Origin of the sequence: uncultured Adlercreutzia sp., assembly GCA_910585575.1 — a bacterium.
GTDB lineage: Bacteria > Actinomycetota > Coriobacteriia > Coriobacteriales > Eggerthellaceae > Adlercreutzia.
In genome coordinates, this window is the sequence record CAJUFS010000001.1 from 30,294 (window position 1) to 49,056 (window position 18,763).

Sequence of the window (18,763 nt, forward strand, 5' to 3'; positions counted from 1 at the left end):
ACGCTGCCGAGCGGTGCCACGGTGACGACGGTGCTCGAGTCCGACGGTACACCGAAGCTCACCTACACCTTCACCTGCGAGCAGATTCTGGCGGCGGGTGCCACCTATGACGAGAACAAGAACTTGATCATTCCGTCTACGGTGTGGGGCGATGGCTACTTCAGCAGCTTCCGCGTGGATATGTACCACTTCAACGCCGGTGTGCGCGAGGCCAACGACGCCCAGATCGATGTGCTGGGCCGTACCGACGTGGCCGATCGCACCATCGATCTGTACTCCACGTTCAACACCAACTACAAGGAGTCGGGCTACCTGAACAACCAGGCTCAGGAAACGCCGAATGGCACCTGGGACCACACCTCCAATACTTACGTGAACTCCACTTGGATGTATCGTCAGGACTACGGTCGTCTGGTGACGCAAATCGACCCCATCAAGCCCTTGATGGGTGCGCAGACCTACGTGTACGCCGAGGAGCCGGGCGACGTGAACGCCTCCATGACCTGGAGCAAGGACAACAAGCCCAACGAGACCATCGACACTCTCATGGGCTCGAAGAACTCCGGCTGGCGCTTCCCGCTGACCAACAACTCGGCTTACTCTATGGACAGCGCCCGCATCACTCTGGGCTCCACCTATCTGGCCCAGGGCCTGCAGGCCGATAACAAGGGCAGCAACTGGTACCGCCCGAACAGCACCAGCAGCTACTATTGGGCCGACTGGGGCTCCACCGGCTCCACGGGCAACGCGGTGAACGGCAAGAACAACTACGATGGCGGCGGCGTGGTTGTTTCCGGCGGCGGTATCTACGGCGAGCTGGTCGACGGCCAGTGGCGCGGTTTCGATATCGATACGCTGTACTTCAACAACAACGCCGTGAACGCCATGCTGGCCGGCAAGGTGGACGCGAACGCCACCAACCGCCCCGAGGGCATCGCCGGCTTCGAGCAGAAGGGCGCGGGCAAGTACATCGGCTCCACGGTCAACGCCGCCAAGGTCGACGCGCTCTCCGAGGCTCAGATCAAGGAAATGCTGGCCGATGCCACGGTGGACATCTACGCCGTGGGTCGCACCGATACCACCTATTCCAAGAACATTACGGTGCGCCGCCTGCAGGGCGACGGCGTTACCTACGCTGATGAGAACATCACGGTGGCCACGGTGCCCAGCACGCCCTACCTTACGCTGAGCCTGGCCGACTACGTGAAGAAGGACGGCAACGGCAAGTGGGTCATCGCCGTGCCGAACACCGCCTGGTTCACCCACGGCGACGATTGCGAGCACACCGACGGCGTGAACCACAGCGACCTGTCCAGCTGCAAGGACGAGATGTACGTGGTGTCCGCCGTGTTCCACCTGCCTGGCTTTGCCGCCCAGGTGACTCAGACCGACCCGAAGGCCGCCGACTGCGCCGTTATGGAAGTGTTCGGCGTGCCCACCCGTGCCACGGTTATGAGCTTGAACGGCGAGTTCTCCACCGAGTACAAGACCAATAGCTGGAACCGCAACACCTCCACCCGCACGGTGGACGGCGACTACGCCAAGATGCTGCCGCTGACCGCCGAGCCCGAGATCCAGACCTACTTCAATTGGACCGGCGGCAAGACGGCCGAGGACAACCGCGAAGTGGACGCCACCACCCATCGTCCCTTGAGCCCCAACAAGATTATTCAGGAGCGCCTGAACGGCACCGTCACCCACGTGCCCTATCGCTGGGGCGAGGGCAACTACGACCTGCGCACGGCCAACAACGGCAAGCCGCTGTTCAATGCCGATAACCCGCAGGAGGATGCGTGGTACGAGTACATTCTCACCAACAAGTCGAAGTCCACGGCCGATGACGGCTATTTGGACCTGGCCATCAACGGCGTGAGCCGCATGCAGGGCAACTACAACGCCGACGGCGTGCTGGTGCCCGCTTCCAACGGCCTCTTCGCCGAGGACCGCGGCTTCATTGCCGAGGAACTGCAGATTGACGGCTACTACCGCTTCCGCGAGGGCGATGCCAAGCGCGCGAAGCTGCCGGCCAGCGACACCACCACCAAGTACCAGTGGTACAACCGCGCTGGCCGCGTGGCCAAGCTGTGGCTGTATGCCTGGGACACTCCGGTACCCCATGAGGCTTCTACTGACTACACCAGCGGGGGAGTGACCTATCGCCGCTCGGTGGACAAGAACACCGGCGACGTGGTGACCATCAACCTGTCCACCAAGGCTGAGACCTCCCGCGTGAAGCCCGTGGCCGTGGTGACGCTCGACGACGCCACTATTGAGGCCCTGGTGCAGCGTGACGGTTCTGGCAACATTGCCTACACCAATGCCGCCCATTCCAAGCACGAGGTCACGCTGTCTCTGCCCTTGGACGAAGATTCCATCAAGGCCGCGGCCCAGGCCGGCGCCAACATCCAGTTCCGCAGCGACGCCGACGGCGGCTGGGCTGCTCTGGGTAACATCCGCATGGTGTACACCACCATGAACGCTGAGCTCTACGAGACCTATCCGTCCGAGAACACCCTGGACGCCTCCAAGGTGGGCAGCAACACCACGCTGACCGCCCGCATCTACGGCGATGTGCGCACCCACGGCACCCCCACGTCCACCAATCCGGTGAACTTGAACTACAACGACCGCATGTCGTCCACCATGTACTACTTCCCGCTGTCCAGCTTCTACGGCAACATCGACCGTTCCAGCACCAAGCAGCTGATCATCGATCGCTACGTGGGCGCCTCCCAGGCCACGGCCTTCAAGGGCGCGGCCGGTCGTCCGGCCGGCGCGCGCAGCGCCACCACCCAGGAGTACGTGACCAACGGCGGCTCCACCAACGACACCAACAACGGCACGCTGCCCAGCCAGACGGCTACGGTGGCGGTGTCCAACAAGGCCGACGGCACCGGCTACACCTTCACGCTGCGCAACGCCAGCCGCGGCCGCTCCGACAAGGCCACGCTGTCCATGCGCATTGAGAGCGTGTCCATGAAGGCCAAGGACATGCTGACGTCCACCAGCTACGGTGACGATGATCTGGACTCCAACGGCTTCTACACCTACTATGGCGTGGTGCGCGGCTTCAAGACCAAGCAGCTGGATGTGTCCAGCGCGCTGAAGACCATGGGCTCGTTCAAGGAGATGAACCTGACCTTCTACCAGCCCAACGGTGACAAGTTCATCGTGAACATCCCGAAGGACTCGCCGCTTTTGACGGCGAACGCCTCGGGCGCCTATGTGCTGAACTTCCACGATATGTGGGCCGGCAAGGGCACCGTGAACAAGATCGAGAACACGAAGTTCCTGCGCCTGGTTACCACGCCGAACAACAACGGCTACAACGCCACCTCGTGGGTGCCGGCCAACGGTTCCAGCGGCAATTCGGCCCATAGCACCTGGACGGGCACGCCCTACCAGAACTCTACGGCTTACACCATCGATGACTGCTACCTGTATCAGGTCGATTTCGAGTACGACTCCATTGAACCTTCCTGGCGCGCGGGCAAGCGCACCTGGCAGGTGGACGGCGTGTCCGGCACTGCCTGGCAGTCGAACGCCAAGGTGCCCCTGACCGCCGCCAACAACACGGTCACTGACGCCGACGATGCGAATAGCCGCCTGGTGGTTACCGCCACGGGCAACACCGACTGGTACAACTCGGTGGGCAATACCGCGGGCATTTCCAACAGCTTCTCGAACGCGCTGTTCGTGAACGGCACCGACAAGACGCTCACCCCCTGCGTGAACGGCTATCGCACCTACTACAGCACCAACAGCAACGGCACGCGCAACTACAATTACTACTACCCGCACAACCAGCAGCTGCACGCTCGCTGGTTCCTGAAGCAGAAGGGCGCCTTCGATACGCGCGGTACTCGTACCGACGACTATCAGGACAAGACCACCATCAACGACAATGCCAACGATGTGGCCCAGGTGTCCTCGAAGAACTTCCGCTACGACACCATGCGCAAGTGCGCCGCTCTGTCCGTGGCCCGTCCCTACATGGAGACCCATAGCTACGTTCGCTACGGCAACGTGAACAACTACACCGGTGCCACGGTGTCCGGCGACGGCTACGCCTCGGACGGCAACCGCACCGAGGTGACCGTGCCCTACGCCAAGACCTTCAACTTCTGGGCCACGTTCAAGAACGAGTCGGCCATTTCGAAGTTGGACGACACCGATGTGAACATCACCTTCCCCGTGGAGTGGGAGACCTTCAAGACCGATAAGGCCAGCGTGGTGGGCAACAACGGCAACAAGAGCGCCTACACTGGCTTCCATCCCATCAACTACCGCATCTCGGCCAACTTCATCAAGTGCTATCCCGCCGACAAGGTGGGCAAGATCCGCATCTACGGTTACTCGCCGAAGCAGATTGCCGACGGCATTTCCCAGTCGAGCAAGTCGAAGATCGTGCTGTGGCCCTACTACACCGACGTGACCACCACGGAAGGGGAGGGCGACGACGCGGTTTCCACCACGACCAAGAAGCTGGCCGGTTTCGAGCTGGAGTACACCACCGGCGCCAAAGTGGGCGGCGGCTTGCTGCGCGAGCGCAATGCGAGCGGTTATAGCAACGCGGTTGTCGACAAGGCCACGCTGGAGGCCCACGGCTTCACCGTGGCCAACAATCAGGTGCGCATTCCGCTGCAGGCCAACGGCGACTTCTATCTGACCGAGCAGCAGGTGTACGATTTGGGCATCGAGGTTCCCACGATGTTCCAGATGTACTCCTGGAAGGACATGGCCGAAGACATGGTGGGCACGCTGGACAGCCAGAACGTGTACATCCAGGGCTATACCGACAGCAACTTCGAGACCCAGCGTACTATAAACGTAGAAACATATAATCATTTAGACTCGTTCCGCCAGGCTCCTCTCACGCTGCCTGCCGTGTCCGGCGGCAAGTGGGGCAACGGCGACACTATTCTGAACAACACCGCCGACTCCTACACCCTGCGCCGCGCCGACCGCTCGCTCATCTTCGTCTCGAAGATGTTCTACGATGCGGTCAGCCGCAGCGCCTACGCCGACGTCGACTCCGGCGAAGCGGTAGAGGAAAACAACGACCTGGAGGAGAAGTCCGTTCTTGAGCAGGCCGTGGGCAAGAAGTACGAGGATGGCCCCGACCCCTCCATCGAGGGCGTGCAGTTCTATCGCTACAACGAAGACGATGTGTTCGATGGCTACACCGCCATCGCCGAGTCCGATCTGGAGAACTTCCTGCCGGTAGAGCCCGTTACCCCCGAGCCCGGCGAGGATGGCACCACGCCCGAGCCCGAGCCGGCTCCCGATCCTACGCCGGTGTGGATGAAGGAGTCCGACGGCTCCTACACCAAGGTGTTCCTCACCACGCTCGACGGCGCCATTGCCTATCGTCCGGCGGATGCCGATGAAAGCTCCAACGCCCTGTCTGCTGCTGGCCGCACCTTCTACACCTACGACGAGAATGCCGTGTCCGACGGCTATAGCCCGGTGGATGAGAACGACCTGCTGACCGTGCAGGCCACCGACCTGCTGTTCAAGAAGGTGGGCAACAAGTACTACGAAGCTCGCGTGGAGGCCGATGCCGAGGGCAACAAGACCTACTATCTGCGCTCGGTGACGGGCACTAACGCCAACAAGGAGGAGATCGTTACCTACTACGTGGGCGGCGACCCGTCCAAGTCGGTGACCGTCCTGAAGAAGAACGCCCCGGCCAAGTGGCTGCTGCGTTCCAACGACTACATCATCGAGATGACCGAGGAGTTCAGCGACGAGACCGTGGACGAGAACACCGGTCAGACCATCCCGGCCGTACCCGCGGGCTACGTCATCTCGGTAACCATGAAGAGCGAGGCCACCAACACGGCCAAGGCCGTGGTTTCCGTGGTGGTGTCCAAGGGCGAGACCGTCGTGGTGGACGAAGTGGCCGAGCAGGTGGGCAAGGACAAGAACGACGCCATCAACACCTTGAAGGGCCTGAACTACACCATCACGAAGCTGACCGAGGTGTACAGCGACGATGTGGAGGCTGGCAAGGTCATCTCCGTCACGAAGCTGACCGATCCCACCTATGAGGCCAACGACAACGGCGAGAGCACCCTGAAGGAAAACGGCACCGTGGAGATGGTGGTTTCCAAGGGGCCCGACCCCGATCCGTTCAAGGACATTCGCAAGGAGGGCCTGACCGAGACCGAGGCCCGCGCCGCCCTGGAGGCTTTGGGCTACAACGTGCTGGACACCGATTACCAGTACTCCACCACCTTCAAGGACGGCGAGGTCATCGACATCTTCCACATCAAGGACGGCGTGCTGGCCGATCCCGATGATCCGAACAGCGGTTGGAAGATGGAGGAGGCCGTTCCGGGCACTCCGGCGGTGGAGGGTGTGCTGAAAGATCCCGAGCATCCGGAACTGGGCTGGGAAGTAGAGCCCCAGCCCGAGGTGCCCGGCACCGAGGGCTTCGACGGCCGTCCCCAGGCGCGCCTGCAGGTGTCGAAGGGCAAGAGCCCCTCGGACCAAGAGGTAGAGGATCTGGCCACGGCCTACGCCGGCCAGCCGGTCGAGGAAGTGATCGAGAAGCTGCTGGCCGCCGGCTACACGGTAAACCAGGCCCAGACCGTTGAGAAGAACGACGATATTACCGCCGGCCTGGTCATCAAGGTGGTGCGCGATGGCGACTACTCCGAAGATCCGGAGAACCGCGGCAGCGTCACCCTGGTGGTGTCCGACGGTCCCACCGATGCGAAGATTCGCTCGACGCTGTTCAACAGCCTCATGGGCAAGAGCCCCGATGAGGCCCGCGCGGCCCTGCTCGATGCCGGCTACGAGGTGGACGAGCAGACTGACGAGATCTTCAGCGAGGACAAGAAGAACGAGGACGGCACCGTCACTCCTGGCATCGAGGCCGGCAAGGTGGTGACCATCGGCCTGGTGGTGACCGTCGAGGTAGAAGGGGAGGACGGCACCAAGACCGAGGTGGACCAGGTGCTCACTGGCGACGAGGTGTCCACGGACATCAAACGCGCCCGCATCCTGGTTTCCAAGGGCAAGGACACCGGGGCTACCGGTGGCGACGAGCTGGACGTGCCCGAGCTGGGCGGCGTCACCGAGACGGATATTTACGACCAGATGATCAAGGACGGCAAGATCCTGACGGGCACGCCCTCGGCCACCCGTTTCACCAACTGGTCCAACGGTTCCAACGACTCGCACCACTACGGTCATAACGAGTGTTGGGGCTCCTCGCTCGACGAGACCTCGGGCGACTTGGCCATCGGCTACAAGTCCCAGGGCTCGTTCCTGGTGGACTTCCGTCAGGTGGACACGAACCCCAGCGCTCTGGGCAACATCACCGCCTACGGTAGCAACTCCCGCGGCACGGTGACCACGGCCTACCCCGAGACGGCCTTCTTCATGGAGCAGGGCCTGTCCAACTTCTACGCCAACCGTTGCCAGGGCTGCTACAGCAGCTGGGCCTACTACGATAAGAATATGCGCTGGATCTACGGTGCGCCGAACATCGGCAACGCCACGGATTCCAAGACCAACGCGCCGTGGGCCGCTAACCCGGCCAACAACGGCCACACCAATATCCGCGCCATCGCCCACAACCACAATACGTACTACCATCGTAGCGACTACTGCTACGACTATGCCAACGGCAACCCGCACTTCAATACCGTGGGCTCCTACACCTACAACACCGGTGCCCGCTTGGAGATGGTGCAGACCATCTCCGGCGACGGCTTCGACGCCTACTACGTGAAGATCAAGCAGCAGGCGTTGGCCTATCTGAACAAGGTGACCGTGTACTTCAGCGACGGCCAGTCCATGGAAGTGAACGGCACACAGATTCGCACGGAGTACTACGAGTCGTTGAAGAAGGAGAACAACGGCGGTGTGCCCACCTCGGTGCAGACCGACAACCAGGGCAACTACTACTTCCGCCTGAACCTCATGAAGGTGGTGGACGCCCAGGGCAACCCCGTCGACCTGACGAAGGACCCGAAGGCCGCCTACACCAAGCATGAGCCCGATTTCGGCAACAACGCCGAGTACGCCTATCGCGACACCTTCAACGACTACGCCGAGGGCGTGCCTACCTTCAAGGTGACCAAGATCGTCTACGACGTGACCATCAACCAGGGCACCCTGGACACCAACGGCAACCCGAAGGTGACCGATTACGGCAAGTGGTTCAAGGAGACCAACGGCAGCCAGTACATGGCCCCTGGTTCCGCCGAGTGGAACAAGAACATGTCCTTCGAGGTGACGGGTCGCTTCATCAAGACCGACGACGCCGGCAAGGCTACCTCGGCCAATGCCAACAACACGGTGACCTCGACCACCACCATCAACATGACCATCGGTGGCGATTACTCCGGTGCCGCTGCGGGCGATACCGGCAAGAAGCAGGGTAAGGACAATGTGTACGTGCACAAGGCCGCCCAGCGCTACGACTCGCCGGATCAGCGCGCCGACGGCGCCAACGGCAAGGACGACACGGCCCAGAAGAGCACCAACACCTACAACGTCACCTATGACGAGTACGGTCGCGGCTCCTGGGGCTACAAGATCTTCCATCGCTCCGGCGCCTGCTGCCGTTCCGGCTGGTGCTCCTACCACGGCTATCACCATCACTATCACTATTACATCTTCGACGAGGGCAAGATGCGCCACCTGCGCACCTCTTCGCGCATGATCACCTACGAGAGCCGCAACTACGTGCAGAAGTCCATCGACCGCGATCAGGGCTCGCTGGGCTACGCCGGCAATGCATCCACCTCGGTGAACCATTCCGACCAGCGCATCTTCGCCGACGACGAGGCCTACTTCGTGTCGCTGTACCGTATGCCGGCCGGTTCCGACAACACCTCTTACGGCGATCACGACTACAAGCCCTGGGGCAACTACATCTCCGCTGCCGATCAGATGCGCGTGAGCGACACCCTGCCCACCATCTATCCCGATCAGGACACCGAGTACTACGGCTACCTGGGCATGGGCCTGAAGTTCTTCCGCACCTCGAAGGCCGGCACCACGAACAAGGACAGCCACATCACCTCGATGACGGCTTCCAACGTGTGGGCGCACTTGAACCCGCTGACCAACTACGCCGGCATCGAGCGTCCGGGCGTGGAGGGCCAGTCCGAGTCCACGGGCAACCTGTCCAAGGTGTTCATCACCCTGCATACCACGGGGTGGACGAAGAACGCCAGCTGGAGCGAGGCCAACCGCGCCACTGACAACGGCTGGACGAAGGACACCAGCGCCGGTCGCACTATCCGCATCCGCCAGGACAACATGTACCTGGTGACGCCGGTTACCCTGTCGGCTGCCTACGACAGCGCCTCGGCCAGCCAGGTGTACTACCTGGCCGACGGCTCCCGTGTGAAGACCGCGAAGGCGGGCGATACGGTGTACACCGAGACCATGGTGGACGAGACCTTGACTCCCACCACCGATGCCGAGCAGTCACCGGGCCTGAACTACCTGTTCACCAAGGGCCTCGACAAGAACGGCGACGCCGTGGTGTACTTCAAGCGCGTGAACGCTGCGGGCGAGGCCGTGGACTACACCCCCGATTTCATGGACGCCTCGAACTGGACGAGCGCGCCGGTGTACTCCTACACGAAGAAGCAGGTGGCCGCCGACGGCACGAAGACCTTCGACATCTTCCAGGAGACGGCCCGCGAGACCGACCATGCGCCGCTGACCATCCAGCTGAACGAGGGCGAGTTCGTGACCAGCTACACGCTGGATTTGGGCCCCTACGGCGGCGACGCCGACTCCACGGCCGAGACCGCCCGCGCCTATGACGGCGATGCTGGCTCTGGCCAGCAGACCTCCGACTACGCCGTGCTGGGCCGCCCCTTCATCTACAAGGGCCAGAACAACAAGATCTACCAGGCCGGCTCTACGGATAAGGACCGCAAGTACCAGAGCTACATCGACAACGCCATTTCCACGGCGAAGGTGGACTACAACCACTTCTATACGCCCACGGCCTGGCGCGTGTCCAACGACAAGAACCTGTACTCCTACAATAGCTGGACCATTGCGAACAGCTACCGCAAGGAGTTCAATTCCGTGGGTGCCGGCTATCGCTGGGTGCCCCGCAACTCCGCGGTGGACACTGCCTGGATGGTGGGCTACAAGGTAACCTACGGCTACAGCGCCGGTTTGCAGACCGAGAACAACGGCGCCCTGACCTACAACACTGAGAACCCTGACAACCAGGGCGTGCTGTCCGAGTACTACAACACGGTGACGGTCACCGAGCCCAACACCTATAACTACACGGGCTACTGGCCCAGCACGTCGTATCAGAAGTACACCGACGTGAAGCGCATCTGGGACTACGGCGACGAGACCGTGTATTCCTATGCGGGCGGCGCCCAGCAGTTCAACGACAAGACCGACAACCTGACGCCCACGAAGGCCACCTTCGAGGTGCGCTTCCAGAACCGCAAGGACGCCACCACCCAGAAGCCCGGCGTGTCCAACGCCGTGGGCGACCGTCGCGCGGCGCACCTGAACCGCGTGAAGCTGACCAGCACCTTCGATGAGAACATCGGAACGGCCTCCAAGAAGGTGTTCCGTATGCAGAACGTGTACGTGCCGGCTTTCCTCATTAGCAACGACAAGTGCACCGACCACGCCAAGGGCACTTGCATTCCGTACCAGTACACGGCCTACGTGCAGGACGGCGAGGATTACGTCGTCTACACCGGCGAGCGCAAGCTGGACGGCGACAAGCAGGTGACTCCCGATGGTAAGCAGATCTACCTGCGCATCACCGGCGAGGTGTACACCAAGGACGCCGCGGCCTACATCGAGGCCACGGCTTGCGGCGGCCCCGACGCCGATTGCGCGGGCTGCGTGGAGTGCGACGGCGGCTGGTTCAACGCTACCGACTTTACCTTCACCTATGTGGACGCCGCCGGTGCCGTGCAGACGAAGTCTGTTACCTGGGCCGAGCTGAAGGCCGACGGTCGCGTGAGCGGTCCGTGGAAGATCGATCCGGCTACGGCGAAGATCGTCTACGACGCCAGCGGCATGCCCATGGCCGATCCCGATGGCGACTACGTCATCGACTTCGAGAGCTTCTTCCGCGAGTGTGTGGCGGTGGAGGAGAACACCGGTACGGAGGAAACGCCGAATCTCATTACAACATATAAACATTTAAGCATTACGGAAAATAAGGGTATAAACCCGTTGTCCTTCGGCACCTATCAGGGCGCGGACACCACCAATACGAACACCATCAAGGGCTTCGCCAATCAGAACGAGGTGGACAAAACCTACGCGAAGGCCATCTTCACCTCCCTGTCCATCACCTTTGAGGCTCCGAACGCCAGCCGTCGCTTCGACAACACCATGCTGGACTCCGGCCAGTGGCTGACTCGTAAGAGCCAGCGCGACAAGGGCTCCTACACTGGTGCCGAGGCCAGCAACAACATGGTGAACTACGCCTTCAAGTACGACGGTGTGTTCGCCGATCGTCCGGTGGACCTGTTCCAGTCGGCCAAGGCGGCTACCAACACCCTGACCGAGAACAACGTGCTGACCGAGGGCGACAAGGAGAATGCCGCTAACTGGGATTACGATTCGACGCCTACCTTTGGCAAGCAGGCCAGCCAGTACACGGGCACCGATTCCCGCCATAAGCTGACCGTTGACTTGCGCGCCAAGGATCCGAACACCGAGGGCCTGGTGGCCTACGTGGACGCCACGGCCGCCTATCGCGTGAACCACAAGCTGGGCACTATGAACGTGTCCTACGTGCGCGGCAAGAAGTTGGACACCGCCATCAACCACGGCACGGGCTCCCACAGCTACCAGTCCGGCACCGACGCCTGGGGCAATCCGGTGTACTCCACCACGAGCGCGTACAAGTTGAGCAAGGACACGGTATTCGCCTACGACGCCGACGACCGCTCCATGACCAACATCTTTAGCTACGAGCCCACCAACACCGCCAACGACATTCCCGATGGCGCGCTGTACGCTGGCGACTACGTCGAGTACACGCTGTTCGTGGGCGCCGACAAGACCTCGCTTCTGCCCTTGCAGCATCTAGACGCCCGATTCAAGGTGGGCAAGGGCCAGCGCATCGTGGGCTGGGAAGTGGTGTCCGACAAGAATAAGGACGGCAACACCGTCCAGCTGAACACCGTGGGCAACAACACCCGCACCGGTGTGACCGACGACGACAACAACCTGACCACCGACAACCGCTTCTATGACAACGGCTATGGCGCCAACGCTGCTCGCGTGACCGCTACGCTTTTGGGCGAGCCCACCACGCAGACCGACGCTGAGACCGGCGTGACTTCGGTGGTGGATACGGTGACCATGCGCAACGCGCCGGCCTCCACCGATCTGACGAAGATCGCTCACGACCAGAACGCCTCCGTCACCGAGGGTGTGACCGAAACGAGCCTGGTAGAGGCCGCCAACGGCGAGTACAACGCTTCGAACCGCGCGCTGGTGTTCTCGGTGGGCTCGCTCACCCAGCAGACTCAGCCCGGCGAGGGCGTGTACATCCGCGTCATCACCCAGATGACCGACGAGCTGGAGACGAACGCCGACTACAACAGCACCGACAATCTGGCCTTCAACAACGACGCGGAGAAGCCCTCCTATGCGGCCGATCGCGTGCAGGCCGAGTACACGGTGACGGCGGCTCCGCGCCACGGCTACACCCAGTATCGCGTGGAGCAGTCCGATCGCTTCGGCGAGCGCGACTACAAGACCATGGATGACGAGGGTCTCGACCCCATCGATTACAGCCATCCCACCACGGTGACGGCCAACCTGACCAACCGGGTGCAGTACGGCGCTAAGGTGGAGTCCTTCGTGAAGTTCTACAAGCACGGCAACACCGACGGCAAGGGCACCGGCATCCATGCCGAGATTGCCAACAAGGCCGGCCAGGGCCTGTCGGGCAACTACACGCAGGCCGCCGGCACCACCGACCTTTTGGCCGCTACGGCGGGTCGCGATGAGAACGGCCAGGTTACCTCGCTGCTGAATACGGCTTACAACCCGGACAGCTACAGCAAGACCGCCACGTCCAAGCGTGTGAAATCCGTGGCCGACAACCACCAGAACGATGTGACCATCTCGGCCGCCTATGTGAAGCGCTCCATCACGCGTAACCAGACGGCCAACCAGGACGGCAATCCGCTGCGCGTGACCGTGGGCAACCTGAAGAACCCCACGTTCCATACGAACGACGTGCGCGTGACCGTGCGCTTCACCGAGAACTTCGACGCGAAGAACCAGCGTCCCTACGGCACCCAGGTGTTCGAGGTGTACGGCAACAACATCGCCTACCCGGCGAACCTGCCCGAGAACACCACGATGCCCACGGGCGGCGAAAAGCAGAACACGGCGCTGGACAGCATCGATCCCACCCATAGCTTCGACACCATTCTGGCCGACCGCCAGGCCCAGGCCGAGGCTACGGGCAATACGGCCCATCGCGTGAGCAACGGCCGCAAGAACATCAAGATCGAGTACTACGTCCCGCTGAACTCCGAGGGCTCTATCGCCACGGTGCAGGCCATCAAGGCCGAGGCCGGCTACGACGACGCCGTCGATTTCGTGACCGTCGACAGCGCCGTGGAGGGCGCCACCGATGATGAGGGCAACCCCGTCACCGAGAAGAAGATCGTGGGCGCGTGGCTGACCGAGAACCAGGACGTGAAGGCCCTGACGAAGTACATGGAGACCCGCACGAACCACGTGACCGGCACCATGAACTTGTTCACGGGCTTGGACGACGGCACCGAGCAGCGCGGCGTGTCCGACATCAACCTGTACCGCGAGGCCCAGGCCATGCGCTGGACCTACTATGACATTCCGGCCACTTCCGACGGCTGGAACCCGTTCCAGCTCACCAATGTCACCCTGGACGGCGTGGCCCGCTTCAACGACACCCGTACCCTCACCGCCACCTACAAGGATGTGGCCAACTACTTCGAGGGCACCCTGGCCGTCGACGTGGCCTACAGCCACTTCCACAACGAGACCACCACGCTGGACTTCAAGGGCCCGCTGTACACCGATACCACGCTGAATGCGAACTTCGGTCAGAGCGTTTCCACCAACGTGCAGCACGGCGAATGGCGCGTGCACCAGAACGAGTGGAATGCCACGGGCAAGATCCGCGTGTACCGTCGCATCCCGAACGCCCAGTTCCAAAGCCAGGTGTTCCAGACGCGCGACGAGGCCACCGGTGCCTATAACGAGAACGCCGCCCAGAAGACGGGCTACGTGGCAGGGGAGACCTTCTGGTATCGCGACACCCTGGTGAACACCAAGATGGCCCCCAAGCCCAACTCGGTGAGCTCGAACTGGTCCTACAACGATGCGACCAAGACCTATACCGCCGGCAACCTGGGTCGTCACAGCACCACCACCACGATGTCCATGACCTTCACCGTGTACAACACCACGGTGGTGTCGTGGTACCAGCGCGTGGTGTCCGAGAGCAACTACGACTGGATGTACTGGTCCATTAAGCGCGACGACGGCGCCACCATGTACAGCGAAGACCGCATCATGGGCAACCGTGCCGACAACCGCAGCTACACGCTGGCGGCCGGCACGTACACCATTTCGTTCAGCTATCGCAAGGACGGCTCGGTGAACGCCTCGGGCGAGACCTGCTATGTCCAGAACCTCAACATCGCCAACGCCTCGGGCTCCATGCCCGACGTGTCCGGCGACGACGAGACGCGCGAGATCAAGCAAAACCTGTACATCTCCGGCACCACTGAGGATACGGCGGGCGAGGGCGAGATCTACAACCCGGTGTTCTTCGAGCGCATTCCACTGGACTACCTGAAGCAGGCTGCCGGCTACGCTTACGACAGCGCGGCCGATGTGTCCTCTAAGCTGGGCAGCGACATCACCACCGACTATCTGGAGCGCACCATCGCCCAGAACACGAAGTGGGTCAACCGCTACGGCGACGACGTGACCGCCGAGCGCACCCGCGGCCTGAAGGTGAAAGTTACCCTCATGGGCACCTACGAGGACGAGGCCGACGGCACCACCACGGCTCCCGACTACGGCGGATCCATGAACTATATCTCCACCGAGCAGGGCATCTGCCCCAACGGCGGCATCAACAACCCCTGCACCCTGGGCGGAACCAGCAACTACACGGCGGGCAAGGCCTACAGCGATCTGAACCCGCGCGCCAAGGGCGTGTCGAACACTACTACCTTCGGTCTGTTCAAGGTCGAGTGGGTCGTGGATGACCAGTATAAGGATAGCGAGGGCAACGGTGCTATCGTCGACCCGACTGAGAGCCGTTTCCTGCCCGAGAACGAAATGAATACGGGCTCTAACCTGAGCGACTACGAGAAGAGCCTGCGTCCGGTGGATCGTCCCGACTACACCTCTACATGCATGGAAGTGGGCGATACCCTGTCCATCGCCTTCCCGGTGCGCGCTGCCGAGCAGAATCTGCCCCAGGTGTACAAGAACCTGGACAAGTCGAACACCGTGGCCACCAATGCCGACGGCACGCCGAACACCTCCGGCGCCGAGCCGGCCTACCTGCCGCGTCTGGGCGAGTACTACTTCTCCAGCTACCACCTGCATTGCGGCCACACGGGCTGCGCCGCCGGCAGCTTCTTCGTGAACCCGGGCCCGGGCAAGTCCAACTTCGGCCTGTCCAACGCTGTGCTGGATCCCTTCGCCACGGGCAACGTGGAGACGAACCGCCTCATGACCGAGAACGTGCTGATGGACATGGACTCGCTGCTGCGCGAGTCGGCCTTCAGCGCCGACAAGCCCAAGCACGTGGACACCTACGAGATGTTCGCGAAGGCCTACGCCTTCATTCCGGGCACCGCGAACAATTCCACGGGCACGGGCGGCGCCATCGGCGAGAGCGTGGTGGATACTTCCGGCATCAACCTGAGCACCTACGATCGCGGCACCTCGGGCAAGAACAACCTGTTCATGGACGCCGACGTGATCACCGCCAACAACAAGCAGAAGGTGAGCTACCACCTGACCGGCACCCCCACGGCCACCACCAACACCGTGGCCGAGGCCAAGGCCGGGCTGCCGAACCAGTACAGCTACGTGTCTCAGAACACGGCCTCGACGGGCTACACCCGCGACTACTTCCGCTTCGTTACGGCCAGCCGCATCGCCGACGCCCTGTCGTCGATGACCGGCGGCAACGCTGCGAAGACCCAGGACACGGTGGTGCTGATGAGCGACACGACGGCCGATCAGCTGTCGGCCACGCCGCTGATCTGGTCTCAGACCCGCCTGCATATGCAGAAGGCCTGGCTGGCCACCACCTCCGAGATGGTGAGCGACTTCGACAGCCGTACCGGCGCCGATAACGTCAACGACGACTACCAGGCCGCCCGCAAGTACAGCGGCCCCACGCTGGTGTCCACCAGCGCCTCGGGCAGCCGTGCCAACAACACCTCTTTCAGCCTGGGCGCGGACGTGAACTACACCGACCCGAACAAGGACGTGTACAACAACTACGGCAACAACCTGGCCCAGCATCAGATTCAGCAGGATCCGCAGGTGGAGTACGGTCAGTACGAGGACGCCCTCGAGCTTGGCCAGAGCTACACCAGCCAGCTGACCGCCTATAACTACGGCGACCGCAATCTGGACGGCGTGGAGTTCACCTACATCATGCCGCGCGGTGTGGAGCCCGTGCTGAACGACGACGGCACCGTGAAGGTGGATGCCGAGCTGCTGAAGAGCGTGAACGGCATCTCCAAGGGTGTCGGCAAGTCCGCCAACGACGGCGCGCCCTATGTGGCCGAGACCTACGAGGCCATTCCCGCCGATCTGATCGACGTGGAGATCGTCCAGACGCCCTACGGCACCTATCAGGGCTACGACGCTCCCTCGACCAGCCAGGATCCGGCCACCTACCGTACCGGCAACGTGACGACGGCCGCCAACGATTACTCGCGCAACGTGGACGTGTCCACCTACACCGCCATCAACGGCGCCACGGGCCAGCCCTCTGTGCTGGGCCAGGGTGGTACCGACAAGATGGACGGCGACAAGATCGTGGCCGATCCGGCTCAGATGCGCGGCGAAACCTATACGAAGTCCAGCCAGCCCTGGGTCATCAAGGTGACCGTGAAGCAGGATCTGGGCAAGTGGTTCGGCCGCGCCGTGGACAACGGCGCCAACGGCACCGACCCCGATCCCACTACGATGACGGAGTGCTATGCCAAGGGCGGCTACAAGATGCACGTGAACGTGCGCAGCCGTATCTTCGGCAACAACGAGGACGAGGCCTGGTACGATCGCGTGCTGACCGCGCCGTGGGACGACACCGAGAACATCGACCGCACTCTGGATGCCGCTACGCCCGGCTCGGCTGCTGTGGAAGACGACCCGGCCACCGAGGATGTGGACGAGAGCGCCCCGGCCGTGGCCGACAAGAAGCCGTTCAACGCCAGCGCCTACTACCAGATCTACGATGTGGACGTGTACGAGGGCAATGCTGCCCTGCGCAGCCGCCGTCAGAACGTGCAGCCCTTCGGCATGGACTACACCTGGACCCTTATCGCCAAGGGTCGCCTGGGCGTTCATGCTCCGCTGTACGGCCAGTTCTACGGCTCGCCGAACATGCCCGCCATCAACGGCTACACGGTGCTTAACAACGCCGTGATGACCGATGAGGGGCTGGCGGCCAACGATGCCCAGAAGGCCCTGGCCAAGATGGGCCTGCGCGTGACGGCTACGGGCTACGACTCGAACACCTCGCAGGTGAACTACACCGACGCCCTCAAGGGCGGCAAGACCCTGTACGCCCAGACCGGTTCCCATGCCGTGATGCGCAAGCCGCTGGTGCGCGTGTGGAACACCGTGTCGGAGTACGAGCCCACCGTGGGCAAGACCTCCGATGCCGTGCGTGCCGTGAACGAGACCTACTACGTTGATACCGAAGCCGATCGCCGTCAGATCAACGTGCACGTGGAGAACCGCTACTGGCTGAACGACCAGCCGTTCTACTGGCAGTACAACAACGCCGGCAACGTGCACAACGGCACGACCTACAACTCTAAGTACCACAACAACTACGCGGTGGACGGCGGTCAGAAGGGCTCGCTCACGCTGCCCGTGGTAACCGTGGTGCTGCCCTACGGCGTGGCTCCCTACTCGAAGACCACCGGCCAGCCCTACACTATCTCCGGCGAGAACAAGGGTCTGGCGAACAACACGCTGAACGTGGACGATTGGGATCTGGCCTACACCGTGGGCGCCGATGCCACCAACTACGACAAGCTGAACAACGCCACCCATTACTTCTACCAGTACTTCGAGGCCAAGGACGCCACGTTCGAGGCTCTGGCCGAGGGTGAGTCCACGACGGGTCTCGAGCTGTTCAAGAAGGACGTGGTGGATGGCAAGGATACCTACGTGGCTGTGACCGACGCCGCGCAGGTGCCTGCCGGAACCACCCTGTACAAGAAAACCGCCGAGGCCGTGGAGGCCAAGTACGAGGCTATCCCCGCGGCCGACGTGGCCTCGTTCAAGGGCAGCCTGTTCGTGCAGGCCTCGGCCCAGCCGGGCACGGTGGATGACGACGCTGACGGCTATGTGGCCTACGACGGCGTCGACGCCACCGGCTACACGCAGCTGGACTCCGTGAACGGCAACATGACCCGCGCCTGGAAAGAGGCCAACTGGAACGCCACCTACGCCTTCGAGCCCGTCACCACCGACTCCGGCTCGTCGGAGTGGCGCTACGTGCTGCGCTTTGAGCCCA

At 62.3% G+C, this 18,763-nt stretch carries 1 protein-coding gene (running past both ends of the window); it reads left to right on the forward strand.

This entire window lies inside a single protein-coding gene on the forward strand: locus QZ307_RS00075, encoding an LPXTG cell wall anchor domain-containing protein (protein ID WP_295994091.1). The 70,077-nt coding sequence extends 13,440 nt beyond the window's left edge and 37,874 nt beyond its right edge, so the window shows coding positions 13,441-32,203 (codon 4,481, complete, through codon 10,735, partial); the first complete codon in view begins at window position 1. Both the start codon and the stop codon lie outside the window.